The sequence below is a fragment of the Streptomyces afghaniensis genome, assembly GCF_044327915.1.
In the GTDB taxonomy this organism is placed as follows: Bacteria; Actinomycetota; Actinomycetes; order Streptomycetales; family Streptomycetaceae; genus Streptomyces; species Streptomyces afghaniensis.
Window position 1 is genome coordinate 442,421 of record NZ_JBIRGJ010000007.1, and the last position, 12,857, is coordinate 455,277.

Sequence of the window (12,857 nt, forward strand, 5' to 3'; positions counted from 1 at the left end):
CAAAAGCCGACTGGGGCGCGGATCGTATGTGATCCGCGCCCCAGTCGATGTCGGGTAACAGGCGAACCCGTTACTGGTCCCTGTACATCTCGGCCACGAGGAACGCCAGGTCCAGCGACTGGCTGCGGTTGAGCCGCGGGTCGCAGGCCGTCTCGTAGCGCTGGTGCAGATCGTCGACGAAGATCTCGTCGCCGCCGCCCACGCACTCGGTGACGTCGTCGCCGGTCAGCTCCACGTGGATGCCGCCCGGGTGGGTGCCGAGCGCCTTGTGGACCTCGAAGAAGCCCTTGACCTCGTCGAGCACGTCGTCGAAGCGGCGGGTCTTGTGCCCGGAGGCCGCCTCGAAGGTGTTGCCGTGCATCGGGTCGGTCACCCAGGCGACGGTGGCGCCCGAGGCGGTGACCTTCTCGACCAGCTCGGGGAGCTTGTCGCGGACCTTGTCGGCGCCCATGCGGACGATGAACGTCAGCCGGCCCGGCTCACGCTCCGGGTCGAGGCGCTCGATGTACTGCAGCGCGTCCTCGGCCGTGGTCGTCGGACCCAGCTTGATCCCGATGGGGTTGCGGATCTTCGACGCGAACTCGATGTGCGCGTGGTCCAGCTGCCGGGTGCGCTCGCCGATCCACACCATGTGCGCGGAGACGTCGTACAGCTGCCCGGTGCGCGAGTCGACCCGGGTCAGGGCGGACTCGTAGTCGAGCAGCAGCGCCTCGTGCGAGGAGTAGAACTCGACCGTCTTGAACTCCTCCGGGTCCGCCCCGCAGGCGTGCATGAAGTTCAGCGCGTTGTCGATCTCGCGCGCCAGCTGCTCGTAGCGCTGCCCCGAAGGGGACGACTTCACGAAGTCCTGGTTCCAGGCGTGCACCTGGCGCAGGTCGGCGTAACCGCCGGTGGTGAAGGCGCGCACCAGGTTCAGCGTGGAGGCCGAGGCGTGGTACATCCGCTTCAGCCGCTCGGGGTCCGGGACGCGGGCCTCTTCGGTGAAGTCGAAGCCGTTGACGGAGTCGCCCCGGTACGTCGGCAGCGTCACGCCGTCGCGGGTCTCGGTCGGCTTGGAGCGCGGCTTGGAGTACTGGCCGGCGATCCGGCCGACCTTCACGACCGGCACGGACGCGGCGTACGTCAGCACGGCGCCCATCTGGAGCAGCGTCTTGAGCTTGTTGCGGATCTGGTCCGCGGACACCGCGTCGAAGGCCTCGGCGCAGTCGCCGCCCTGGAGGAGGAACGCCTCTCCCTTGGCGACGGCCGCCATCCGGGCGCGCAGCTGGTCGCACTCGCCCGCGAAGACGAGCGGCGGATACGACTCGAGGTCCGCAACGACTGCGCGCAGAGCCTCGGTGTCGGGGTACTCGGGCTGCTGCGCCGCGGGCAGGTCTCGCCAGGTGTTGCCAGCACTCGCGCTGGACTTAGCGTTCACGGTCACGGCCTCAACATTACGGGGTCGTGTCGGGCGTCCTGACCCATGCCCAGCAATTGAGACACGGGGTACACGACTCGGACATGGGGTAGGGTGCCTGCCATGTTCGCGCACTCGATCCAGACCTGGTGGTGGACCGCTCATCCGGCGGCCCACTGACTGCGCGTACGACAGACTTCGCGAAGGCCGCCCGAGGGGCGGCCTTCGGCGTTTCCCGGGGTCCGTTCCTCTCCGACTGAGTACCGCTGAGTACTACTGAGAAGGAGCACGGACCCATGAACTTGCTCGGCTTGCTGGACGACCCCCGCCCGTTCGCCCTGCTGCGCCGCCGCACCCCGGGCCACGATCACGAGACCGTGGAGGTCCTGATCGGCCCGGTCAGTACCTACGACCGCCTCGCCGACCTCCCCGACGAGGGCCTGGCGCTCGTCCCCTTCCGGCAGATCCGCGAGCGCGGTTTCGACGTCCGCGACGACGGCACGCCGCTGTCGGTGCTGACACCCGCGGAGTCCCACGCCGTCCCGCTCGCCGACGCCCTGGAGCAGCTCCCGGCGCACGACGTGCGGGTCGAGGGCGGTGGCTTCGACGTCGGTGACGAGGAGTACGCGGAGATCGTCGGGCGCGTGCTGCGGGAGGAGATCGGGCGGGGCGAGGGCGCGAACTTCGTCATCCGGCGGACGTACGAGGGGGAGATCCCCGGGTTCGGCCGGGCCGACGCGCTGGCGCTGTTCCGGCGGCTGCTGGAGGGCGAGCGAGGGGCGTACTGGACGTTCGTCGTGCACACCGGTGAGCGGACGCTGGTCGGGGCGAGCCCGGAGGTGCATGTGCGGATGTCCGGCGGCACGGTCGTCATGAACCCGATCAGCGGCACGTACCGCTATCCCGCCGAGGGGCCGACGCCCGAGCACCTGCTGGACTTCCTCGCCGACGGCAAGGAGATCGAGGAGCTGTCGATGGTCGTCGACGAGGAGCTCAAGATGATGTGCACCGTCGGCGACATGGGCGGGGTCGTCGTCGGGCCCCGGCTGAAGGAGATGGCGCACCTCGCGCACACCGAGTACGAGCTGCGCGGGAAGTCCTCGCTGGACGTGCGGGACGTCCTGAAGGAGACCATGTTCGCGGCGACCGTCACGGGCTCGCCGGTGCAGAACGCCTGCCGGGTCATCGAGCGGCACGAGGTCGGCGGGCGCGGGTACTACGCCGGTGCGCTGGCCCTCCTCGGGCGGTACGCGGGCGGTGGGCGGGAAGAGTCCGTCGGTGCCCAGACACTGGACTCCCCCATCCTCATCCGCACGGCCGACATCGACGCCGGCGGCCGGCTGCGGGTGCCGGTGGGCGCCACGCTGGTGCGCGGGTCCGACCCGGCGGGCGAGGTCGCGGAGACGCACGCGAAGGCGGCCGGAGTGCTGACGGCACTGGGCGTACGGCCGGGACGGCCGCGCGAGGAGTCCGTACGGCCGCGACTGGCCGACGATCCGCGCGTGCGGGCCGCGCTCGACGGGCGCCGGGCCTCGCTCGCGCCGTTCTGGCTGCGGATGCAGGAGCCGTCCGGGGAGCTCACCGGACACGCCCTGGTCGTCGACGGCGAGGACACCTTCACGGCGATGCTCGCGCACGTGCTGCGGTCGGGCGGGCTGGAGGTGACCGTCCGGCGGTACGACGAGGACGGGCTCCGCGAGGCGGTGCTCGCGCACGAGGGCCCGGTCGTGCTCGGCCCGGGCCCCGGTGACCCTTCCGACCTCACCGATCCCAAGATGCGGCTCCTGCGGAACCTCACCTCCGAGGTCATCAGTGATCACCCGCACGGCGTGCTCGGCGTCTGCCTCGGGCACGAGCTGATCGCGGCCGAGCTGGGGCTGGAGATCGTACGGAAGGACGTGCCGTACCAGGGGGCGCAGACGACGATCGACCTGTTCGGGCGGCCGGAGACGGTCGGTTTCTACAACAGCTTCGTGGCTCACTGCGACGAAGGGGCCCGTCAGGAGCTGGCCGCGCACGGCGTGGAGGTCAGCCGCGCGGCGAACGGGGAGGTGCACGCGCTGCGGGGGCCCGGGTTCGCGGGAGTGCAGTTCCACCCGGAGTCGGTGCTCACCCTGGACGGCGCGGCGGTCGTGCGGGACCTGGTCAGGCAGCTGCGGGGCACGGGCGCGCCCTCGGTGTAGCGCGGGTGCCGGTCGGGGCCGCGCGGCCCCGACCGGCACCTGGAACAGGCGGTCAGCCGAAGAACACCCCGACCTCCTCGTACAGCGTCGGGTCCACCGTCTTCAGGCGGGCCGTCGCGTCCGCGAGGGGGACGCGGACGATGTCCGTGCCGCGCAGGGCGACCATCGTGCCGAAGTCGCCGTCGCGGACGCAGTCGATGGCGTGCAGCCCGAAACGGGTGGCGAGCCAGCGGTCGAAGGCGCTGGGGGTGCCTCCGCGCTGGACATGGCCCAGAACCGTCGTGCGGGCCTCCTTGCCCGTGCGCTTCTCGATCTCCTTGGCGAGCCACTCGCCGACACCGGACAGGCGGACGTGCCCGAAGGAGTCCAGCGACTGGTCCTTGAGGACCATGTCGCCGTCCTTGGGCATGGCCCCCTCCGCGACGACCACGATCGGCGCGTACGACGCCCGGAACCGGGACGTCACCCAGGCGCACACCTGCTCGACGTCGAAGCGCTGCTCGGGGATGAGGATGACGTTCGCTCCGCCGGCCAGACCCGAGTGGAGGGCGATCCAGCCGGCGTGCCGGCCCATCACCTCGCAGACCAGGACCCGCATGTGGGACTCGGCGGTGGTGTGCAGCCGGTCGATGGCCTCGGTGGCGATGCCGACCGCGGTGTCGAAACCGAAGGTGTAGTCGGTGGCGGACAGGTCGTTGTCGATCGTCTTCGGCACGCCCACACAGGGCACGCCGTGCTCGCCGGACAGCCGGGCGGCCACGCCCAGGGTGTCCTCGCCGCCGATGACGACGAGCGCCTCGACCTCCAGCCCGGCGAGGTTCTCCTTGATCCGGCGGATGCCGTCCCGCTCCTTCAGCGGGTTGGTCCGTGAGGAGCCGAGGATGGTGCCGCCGCGGGGCAGGATGCCGCGCACGGCGGGGATGTCGAGACGGACGGTGTCGTTCTCCAAGGGCCCTCGCCAGCCGTCCCGGAAGCCGGTGAAGTCGTAGCCGTACTCCTGCACGCCCTTGCGGACGATGGCCCGGATGACGGCGTTGAGGCCGGGGCAGTCGCCGCCTCCGGTCAGTACTCCGACGCGCATGGAACAGTCCCTTCGCCGCAGGTGCCTGACGAAGGGTCAGTGTGACGTGCGCCTCACTCGTCGTCGAGGCCGCGCTCTATCGCATACCTGACCAGCTCCACGCGGTTGTGCAACTGGAGCTTGCCGAGGGTGTTCTGGACGTGGTTCTGCACCGTGCGGTGCGAGATGACCAGGCGCTCGGCGATCTGCTTGTAGCTCAGGCCCTTGGCGACGAGGCGCAGCACCTCGGTCTCGCGGTCGGTGAGCCGGGGCGCCTTCGGTTCGTCGGTGTCGGGAGCGGGGGCGGGTTCGGAGGCCAGGCGGCGGTACTCGCCGAGGACCAGCCCGGCGAGGCCGGGGGTGAAGACGGGGTCGCCGACGGCCGTGCGGCGGACCGCGTCCTGGAGTTCCTCGGTGGAGGCCGACTTGAGCAGATAGCCGGTCGCGCCGGACTTCACGGCTTCCAGGACGTCGGCGTGCTCACCGCTCGCGGACAGCACCAGGACGCGCAGCGCGGGGTTCGCGGCGACGACCTCCTTGCAGACCTGGACGCCGGGCTTGCCGGGCAGATTCAGGTCGAGCACGAGGACCTCGGGTGCGGCGGCCTTGGCGCGGCGCACGGCCTGCTCGCCGTCGCCCGCGGTGGCGACCACCTCGAAGCCCGACTCGGCCAGGTCACGGGCGACCGCGTCGCGCCACATGGGGTGGTCGTCGACCACCATGACCCTGATCGCGTCCCGCCGGTCCGCTGTGCTCTCCGTCATCGCTGCTCCGCCTTCCCCCGTACGGTCGTCACGTCCTTCGGTACCTTCAGCTCGACCTCCGTGCCCTGGCCCGGCACCGAGATCAGCTCCGCGCTGCCGCCGAGGTCGCGCAGCCGGCCGCGGATCGACAGGGCGACGCCGAGCCGCCCCTCGCCCTCGGCCTGGGCGAGCCGCCCTTCCGGGATGCCGGGTCCGTCGTCCCGTACGGTGACGATCACCTCGTCCGGCTCGTCCTCGACGAGGATCCACGCGCGCGCCTGCTCCCCGGCGTGCTTGCGGACATTGTCCAGCGCCGCCCCGACGGCTGCGGCCACCTCCCGGGCGGCGACCGGCACCAGCGGCACGGGCGCGCCGGGCTCGGCGAGGCTGACCCTGGCTCCGGCGTACGGCGCGAGCAGGGCGCGCAGGTCGACGGGGCCGCTCTCCTCCGGCTGCTCCTCGACGGCCCGGACGACGGCTCCCTCGGCGGCGTCCTCCGAGACCCGGGAGACGGGCACCAGTCCGCCGGAGACCAGGGTGCGCAGCGCGACCTCCTGCTCACCGGCCATCCGGCCCAGCTCGGCCGCCTCGCCGCCGATCACCGCGCCGCGCCGCTGCACCATCGCCAGCACCTGGAGCACGCTGTCGTGGATGTCCCGGGCGAGACGCTCCCGCTCGCGTGTCGCGGCCTCGATCTCCAGGGCGCGGGCGAGGGTGCGCTCGGAGGCGCGGGCGACCTCCACGACGTAGCCGATGGCGATGGAGGCGATGCAGACCAGGATGACGTTGTGGACGGTGTCGCGGGCCGGGCTGCCGCGCTCGATCAGGTTGGCGGCGGCCACGAGGCTGGAGGCGAGGGCCGCCCAGCGCCAGCCGCCCTTGACGGCGAAGGCGAGGACGGCACCGGCGGTCCATATCGACGGCAGCGTCGGGCCGCCCGCCTGGACCCGCTCGTACGCGTCGGCGACGGGCGTGAGCAGGATGCCGGTGATGGCGACGGTGAGGTCCGCGGCGAGGAACCGCTTGGTGCAGCGGGCGGCGTTCGCGACCCGGGGCAGGGTGGCCAGGGTCCACACGGCCAGCACGACGTAGTAGGCGACGGCGACCCAGGGCCGGGCGAACTCGTCGTAGGCGGTCGCGAACAGGCCGACCGCGTACAGCATCGTGAGCACCCGGTAGGCGGTCAGCGCACGCCACAGCGGCTGCTCGACCGACATCCTCATGACCCGCTCGCGCCCGGCCATCTCCCCCACCCCCGAAACGCGCCCCCGACCAGGGCTCCGTCCGCCTCTTCTCCGGCTCTTACCGCTCCGGCTCTTACCGCTCCGGCTTTTCCTTGTCCGCCTGTTCCTTCTCCGCCTGTTCCTTCTCCGCCCGGGCGAGCGCGGCCTTCGCCGCCTTCTCGGCTTCCTTCTCCGCCTTCGCCGCCTCCGCGAGCTGCCTCTTCATGGCCGTCGCGTACATGTCGACGTACTCCTGGCCGGAGAGCTTCATGATCTCGTACATGACCTCGTCGGTCACCGCGCGGAGCACGAACCGGTCGTGCTCCATGCCCTGGTAGCGGCTGAAGTCCAGGGGCTTGCCGATCCGGATGCCGGGGCGCATCAGCTTCGGCATGACCTTCCCGGGCGGCTGGATCTTCTCCGTGTCGATCATGGCGACCGGGATGACGGGCGCGCCGGTCGCGAGCGCCACGCGCGCGAGGCCGCCCGGCTTGCCGCGGTAGAGCCGCCCGTCGGGCGAGCGCGTCCCCTCCGGGTAGATGCCGAACAGCTCGCCGCGCTCAAGCACCTCGATGCCGCTCTTGATGGCGGCCTCACCCGCGCCGCGCGCACCCGAGCGGTCAACGGGCAGCTGGCCGACGCCCTTGAAGAAAGCGGCCGTCAGCCGGCCCTTAACCCCGGGCGTGGTGAAGTACTCGGCCTTCGCGATGAACGTGACCTTGCGGTCCAGGACCGCGGGCAGGAAGAACGAGTCCGAGAAGGACAGGTGGTTGCTCGCCAGGATCGCGGGGCCCTCGTCGGGAATGTTCTCCAGGCCTTCCACCCAGGGCCTGAAGGCGACCTTCAGCGGTCCCCCAACAGCGACCTTCATCGCGCCGTACAACAACCGAGTGCCTCCTGTATGTGTCGATCAGACCTTAACCCGGCACGCTGTCAAAGGCGCCGACGGCCCTGGTCGGTGTCAGTGCCGTCGCGTACGGTGAAGGTCCCGCGAACGCCGTGCGATACCTGCCACGACGTTCCGTGACAATCCGTGATCGTGTCCGTCCCTTCTCACGACCAGGAGGCCGAAGGTGCCGGTCCTTGCCGGAGCCGAGCCGTTTCGCCACGAGGGCGGGGAGATCGCCGTGCTCCTCTGCCACGGCTTCACCGGTTCACCGCAGTCGCTGCGCCCCTGGGCGGAGCATCTCGCCGCACGCGGCATGACCGTCTCGCTGCCGCTGCTGCCCGGGCACGGCACGCGCTGGGAGGACCTGCGGATCACCGGCTGGCAGGACTGGTACGCGGAGGTGGAGCGCGAGCTGCGCCTGCTGTGCGAGCGCCGCGAGCAGGTGTTCGTGGCCGGTCTGTCGATGGGCGGCGCGCTGGCCCTGCGGCTCGCCGCGCGGCACGGCGACGCCGTCAGCGGAGTGGTGGTCGTCAATCCGGCGAACAAGGTGCACGGCCTGGCCGCGCACGCCCTCCCGGTGATCCGCCACATCGTCCCCGCGACGAAGGGCATCGCCAGCGACATCGCCAAGCCGGACAGCAGGGAGCTGGGCTACGACCGGGTGCCGCTGCACGCCGCGCACTCCCTGCGCCAGTTCTTCCAGGTCGCCGACCGTGAGCTCCCGCAGGTCACGCAGCCGGTGCTGCTGCTGCGCAGCCCGCAGGACCATGTGGTGCCGCCGGCCGACTCGGCCCGTATCCTCAGCCGCATCTCGTCGACCGACGTGAAAGAGGTACTCCTGGAACAGAGCTACCACGTCGCCACGTTGGACCATGACGCGGACCGGATCTTCGAGGAGAGCACCGCTTTCATCGGTCGGCTCGCGTCCGGCCTCGGCAAGGAGCCCGGTCTCGGCAAGGAAGGGACGACCGCAGGTGGCTGAGCACGACTCCGACCGCGAGGGCCGCGAGCCGGACGAGAAGGGCGTCCCGTTCGACGAGGAGGCCGCCTGGGCGGCGATCGTCGCCGGGTACGGCGAGGAGCCGCCGGACCCGCCGGGCGCCAAGCCGTTCAAGTCGGTCGAGGATCTGGCGTTGCTCGAGACTCCGACCAACGACGACCGGGTCGACCGGGTGGACACGGCCGCGTCGGCGCCCGCGGAGGCCGGGAAGCCCGGCGAGCCGGACGGGCCGGAGCCGAAGGAATCCGGCGACAAGCCGGCCAAGCCGCTGGGCGGCTCCGTCTCCTTCGCGCCCGGCGTCGGCCCGCGCGACTACACCGCGCCCGAGCCCGCCGAGGACGACTTCGACGAGGACGACGAGGGCCACTTCGTGCCGCCGGAGCCGCCCCCGCTGCCGTCCGCCGACCCCACCGCAAAGTTCGCCTGGCTCGGTGTGCTGGGCGGGCCGGTGCTGCTTCTGCTGGCCGTGCTCCTCGGCTGGGAGATGACCTGGTGGCTGACCACGCTGAGCATCGGCGGGTTCGTCGGCGGGTTCGCGACGCTCGTGATGCGGATGCGGACGGACGACGAGGAGGAGGACGACGACCCCGGGCGGGGTGCGGTCGTCTAGACGGCTGGAATCCTGAGGGCGGCCAGGACCGGGAGATGGTCCGTGGCCGCCCTCAGGTCTGTGTCGGTCACCCCCGGCTGCTCGGACGGCACGCCGCAGCCCAGCACCTCGATGCCCTGGGTCGCGAAGATCGCGTCGATGCGCTGGTAGGGGTCGGCGGGGGTCCAGGTGTGCTCGCCGCCCCAGGGGGACGCGGCCCGGCAGTCGGTCAGGGTGTCGGTCAGCCGGCAGAAGGCGGGTCCGTCGGGGCGTTCGTTCAGGTCGCCGCCGACGATCATGTGCTCCAGGCCCATGGCGGCGAGCCGGTCCAGGAGCATGCCGGCCTGGTCGTAGCGCTCGTCCTTCTGGAGCGACAGGTGACAGCTGAGGACGCCGAGGCGGGTGCCTGCGAAGCGGACGACCGCCGTGGCGAAGCCGCGGCGGTGCAGGCCGGGGGTGGGGGGCAGGAGGATGTCCTCCGTGCGTTCGACGCTCGCCCGGAGCGAGCTGAGGATCGCCGGGCCTGTGGTGGTGGCGCCGCCGGTGACGACGACCAGGTCGGATTCGCGGGCCAGTCGGGCGAGTTTCTTGCGCCAGCGGAAGAAGCGGGGGGCTTCTTGGATCAGGACCAGGTCGGGTGCGCAGGCCTTGATGACGCGGGCCAGGGCGTCGGTGTCGTCGCGCATCGACCGGATGTTGTAGCTGAGGACCCTGATGACCGCGGAACCGTCGGGTTCGGTACGGGAGTTGGGGAGCAGGGGCATGTGATCAATTTACGCCCAAGAAGCCGGGGCGCGAGGATGGTGCGCGACTGACCGTTCGTTGTGGCTTGTCGCGCAGTTCCCCGCGCCCCTGAGAGCAAAAACAAGGCGTTACATGATCGGGTCGGGTTCCCTCGCCAGGTCCGCTGCTCCGACCAGGCCGGCCTTGTTGCCCAGTTCCGCGGCGCGGACCTCGGCCACCGGGCGCCAGTTGCCGCCGACCAGCCAGCGCTTGTAGGACTTGCGGATCGGGCCCAGGACCAGTTCGCCCTCGTCGGAGAGGCCGCCGCCGACGATGAAGGCGGACGGGTCGAAGAGGGAGGCGAGGTCGGCGAGGCCCGCGCCGACCCAGCGGGCCAGTTCGCGGTAGGAGTCGACGGCCACGCGGTCGCCCTGGCGGGCGGCCATGGAGATGTGCTTGCCCTCGATGCCGTCGGGCGTGCCGTTGCCGAGGCCGAGGAGGATCTCTGCGTTCTCGGGGGTGGCGTTGGCGCGCTGCTTGGCGTACCGCACCAGTGCCCGGCCCGAGGCGTACTGCTCCCAGCAGCCCTGCGAGCCGCAGCCGCACAGCAGGCCGTCCGGCACCATGCGGATGTGGCCGAACTCGGCGGCCACGCCGAAGTGCCCGCGGCGCAGCTTGTTGCCGATGATGATGCCGCCGCCGAGGCCGGTGCCGAGCGTGATGCAGATGACGTTGCGGTGGCCCTTGCCGGCGCCGAACTTGTACTCGCCCCACGCCGCGGCGTTCGCGTCGTTCTCGACGACCACCGGGAGGCCCACACGGGCCTCGACCTTCTCCTTGAGCGGCTCGTTGCGCCAGTGGATGTTGGGCGCGAAGTAGACCTCGGAGCGCTGCCGGTTCACATAGCCGGCCGCGCCGATGCCCACGCCGACGATGTCGTGCCCGACGCGTGCGCCTTCCACCGCCGATGCGATGGCGTCCACGATGCCCTCAGGCGTGCCCGGGGTCGGCACCTTGTGGGTCGAGAGGATGTTGCCTTCCTCATCGACCACGCCGGCCGCGATCTTCGTGCCGCCGATGTCGACGCCGATGGTGAGTCCCATGAATCCCTCAGTTTCGGTCGAGCCCCGCTACGGCCAACGGTACCCGAGGCACGCCGTCGGGTTCGCTGTCGTCCGCACGCTGGGCAGGACCGGCGGCGGCACGCCGGTCGCGGCTCGATTTCGAGGAGGGAGGGGTCAGTCCAGGTCGATGTGCTCCCCGGGGCCGGCGTCGTCGCCCCGGTCGGGACGTTCGTCCAGGTCACGCGGATCGATCCGGTCGTCACGGCCGGTCCAGCGCCGCTCCTGGGCCTCGACGGCGGAGCGGTAGGCGGCCAGCAGTTCGTTCCCGGCGGCGGCCAGGTGGTCGAAGACGTCCGGGTTGCGTTCGATGACGGGTTCCACGGCGGCCTTGGCCTGCTGGACGACCTGGCGGACGACCTGTTCGGCAGCGGGCCCCGCGACCGCGCCGAACAGCGGGGACTGGATCCCCGACAGCTTGTCCGCGACGACGTCGACGAGCTTCTTCAGCTCCTCGGCCGCGGAGCCCGGGGGCGGGCCGTACTCGGTGCGGCGCCGGGCCTTCTCCGCTTCGAGGTCCTCGGCGCACGCGGTCGCCCAGGCGTCGGCGTCGGTCGCCCGCACCTCGTCCGCGGCCTCTTCGCTGGCGGCGTCGAACGGGGGGAGCTCTTCGCTCATGACGGACTCCTGACTACGGTTCGTCCCTACGACGTTACCCCCTCTCACCGGGTCTGCGGCCACAGCTTCGGGTCGGGCGCGAACCGGATGCGCAGCTCGCCCTCGCGCAGGGCGGCCCCGTCGACGGTGCAGCGGCGCAGCGCGGAGGGCAGCGGAACGATGCGGCGGAACCGCCCCGCCGTGACGACGAGTTCGTCGCCGCGCCGGACGAGGTCCAGCTCCTCGCGTATGGCTCCGGGCAGCGGGATGTGCCAGACGAGCACGCCGTCCTCGGCGAGCCGGTCGGCCACCGGCCACTCGACCGGCGGAACGGGGGCGTCCGGGTCGGCGCCGGGCACGGCGAGGGCGGCCAGGTCGTCGGCGCCGACCGGGTCGCGTCCGAGGTGGGCGACGGTCCGGACGTCGTACGACTCGCGCCACTCGTCCAGTGTCTTGCGCTGCTGGGCGACCGGGCCGGCCAGCCAGGTGTCCGGGGACGCCTCGGGCAGGACGCGGTTGGCGACCACGACGTCGGTGCGCAGGCCGCGCAGGGCGAGTCCGAGGTGGGCGGTGCGCAGGGCGTCGGCACCGGCGGGGCCGGGCTCGGCGACCAGTCGTACGACGGTGTCGCGGTCGGCGACGACGGCCTCGACGGCGGCGAGCTCCAGGTCCCAGCGGGCGGCAGTCTCGTAGAGCCACTCGGCGGGCAGGGGGACGCCGGCGAGCCGGCCCAGGACGGGGCGCAGGGCGCGGGCGGCCTGGCGTTCGGGCGGGAGCAGGCGGCGCAGGTAGCGGCGGAGCTCCTCGGGCAGGGCGAGGAGGGCGAGGGCCTGCGGGACCGGGGGCAGGTCGACGACGAGCAGGTCGTACGCCTCCGACAGCGCGGCGTCGCGCAGGGCGCGCAGAAGGGCGAGTTCCCCGGCGCCGGGCAGGGGGGTGAGTTCCTCGGGGTCGAGGCGGGAGGCACCGAGGAGGTCCAGGGCGGAGGAGGCGCGGTCCTGGAGGGCGGTGAGGTCCGCACGGAAGTCCTGGGCGGGGTCGGGACGCCAGGCCGTGAGCCGGGGTGCGGCCTCGGTCGGCTCAGGGCCGGTGCCGGTGCCCAGGGCGGCACCGAGGGTGTCCGTGCGGTCGGTGCCGAGGACGAGGGTGCGGGTGCCCTGCGCTGCCGCGGCCAGGGCGGTCGCGGCCGTGAGGGTGGTACGGCCGCTGCCGCCGGGGCCGGTGATCAGGATGGTGCGCATGGGGGTGAACGGTAACTCAGACGCCCCAAGGGGCGCGGGGAACTGCGCGACCAGCCACAACGCACCTGCACAGGGGCTCCCGCAGGCACCCC

13 protein-coding genes are annotated in these 12,857 nt (G+C 72.0%); 4 read left to right on the plus strand and 9 right to left on the minus strand.

The window, feature by feature from the left end; translation table 11 throughout:
* Positions 1-70 precede the first annotated feature (70 nt).
* Positions 71-1,423: a class II 3-deoxy-7-phosphoheptulonate synthase gene (locus tag ACH4G3_RS27805; protein WP_397627072.1), complete on the minus strand. Its 1,353-nt coding sequence runs from the start codon at positions 1,421-1,423 to the stop codon at positions 71-73.
* Between the two features lie 96 nt (positions 1,424-1,519).
* Between ACH4G3_RS27805 and ACH4G3_RS27810 the strand changes: the two genes are divergently transcribed.
* Together ACH4G3_RS27810 and ACH4G3_RS27815 are read left to right on the plus strand one after the other, a co-directional pair.
* The gene (locus tag ACH4G3_RS27810; RefSeq protein ID WP_082319877.1) at positions 1,520-1,576 is read left to right on the plus strand and encodes a trp operon leader peptide; all 57 of its coding nucleotides are present in this window, start codon (positions 1,520-1,522) and stop codon (positions 1,574-1,576) included.
* A 116-nt stretch (positions 1,577-1,692) separates the two neighbouring features.
* Complete coding sequence (locus ACH4G3_RS27815; RefSeq protein ID WP_397627073.1) at positions 1,693-3,579, plus strand: anthranilate synthase family protein; 1,887 nt, start codon at positions 1,693-1,695, stop codon at positions 3,577-3,579.
* Positions 3,580-3,631: 52 nt separating this feature from the next.
* Here the strand turns inward: ACH4G3_RS27815 and ACH4G3_RS27820 are convergent, their stop codons facing one another.
* From ACH4G3_RS27820 to ACH4G3_RS27835, 4 genes are all read right to left on the minus strand, one after another.
* Positions 3,632-4,660: a 6-phosphofructokinase gene (locus ACH4G3_RS27820; protein ID WP_397627074.1), complete on the minus strand. Its 1,029-nt coding sequence runs from the start codon at positions 4,658-4,660 to the stop codon at positions 3,632-3,634.
* Between the two features lie 53 nt (positions 4,661-4,713).
* On the minus strand, positions 4,714-5,403 hold the full coding sequence (locus ACH4G3_RS27825; RefSeq protein ID WP_397627075.1) for a response regulator: 690 nt from the start codon (positions 5,401-5,403) through the stop codon (positions 4,714-4,716).
* A complete protein-coding gene (macS, locus tag ACH4G3_RS27830; RefSeq protein ID WP_397627076.1) occupies positions 5,400-6,626 on the minus strand; it encodes a MacS family sensor histidine kinase in 1,227 nt (408 codons plus the stop codon). Before macS ends, ACH4G3_RS27825 begins: the two co-directional genes overlap by 4 nt.
* A gap of 73 nt (positions 6,627-6,699) precedes the next feature.
* Positions 6,700-7,476, minus strand: a complete 777-nt coding sequence (locus tag ACH4G3_RS27835; RefSeq protein WP_397627077.1) for a lysophospholipid acyltransferase family protein — start codon at positions 7,474-7,476, stop codon at positions 6,700-6,702.
* A 202-nt stretch (positions 7,477-7,678) separates the two neighbouring features.
* Here ACH4G3_RS27835 and ACH4G3_RS27840 point away from each other — a divergent pair, with 202 nt between their 5' ends.
* On the plus strand, positions 7,679-8,476 hold the full coding sequence (locus tag ACH4G3_RS27840) for an alpha/beta hydrolase (RefSeq protein ID WP_354748952.1): 798 nt from the start codon (positions 7,679-7,681) through the stop codon (positions 8,474-8,476).
* Entirely contained in the window at positions 8,469-9,104 is a 636-nt protein-coding gene (locus tag ACH4G3_RS27845) for a hypothetical protein (protein ID WP_397627078.1), read from the plus strand. Before ACH4G3_RS27840 ends, ACH4G3_RS27845 begins: the two co-directional genes overlap by 8 nt.
* Here the strand turns inward: ACH4G3_RS27845 and ACH4G3_RS27850 are convergent.
* The 4 genes from ACH4G3_RS27850 to ACH4G3_RS27865 form a co-directional block, all read right to left on the minus strand.
* Positions 9,101-9,847, minus strand: a complete 747-nt coding sequence (locus tag ACH4G3_RS27850; protein WP_397627079.1) for an endonuclease/exonuclease/phosphatase family protein — start codon at positions 9,845-9,847, stop codon at positions 9,101-9,103. The two genes, ACH4G3_RS27845 and ACH4G3_RS27850, sit on opposite strands and share 4 nt — an antisense overlap.
* Positions 9,848-9,955: 108 nt before the next feature.
* Positions 9,956-10,909, minus strand: a complete 954-nt coding sequence (locus tag ACH4G3_RS27855; protein WP_020272969.1) for an ROK family glucokinase — start codon at positions 10,907-10,909, stop codon at positions 9,956-9,958.
* Between the two features lie 135 nt (positions 10,910-11,044).
* On the minus strand, positions 11,045-11,545 hold the full coding sequence (locus ACH4G3_RS27860) for a DUF5304 domain-containing protein (RefSeq protein WP_397627080.1): 501 nt from the start codon (positions 11,543-11,545) through the stop codon (positions 11,045-11,047).
* Positions 11,546-11,589: 44 nt separating this feature from the next.
* A complete protein-coding gene (locus ACH4G3_RS27865; RefSeq protein ID WP_397627081.1) occupies positions 11,590-12,765 on the minus strand; it encodes an ArsA family ATPase in 1,176 nt (391 codons plus the stop codon).
* Positions 12,766-12,857 lie beyond the last annotated feature (92 nt).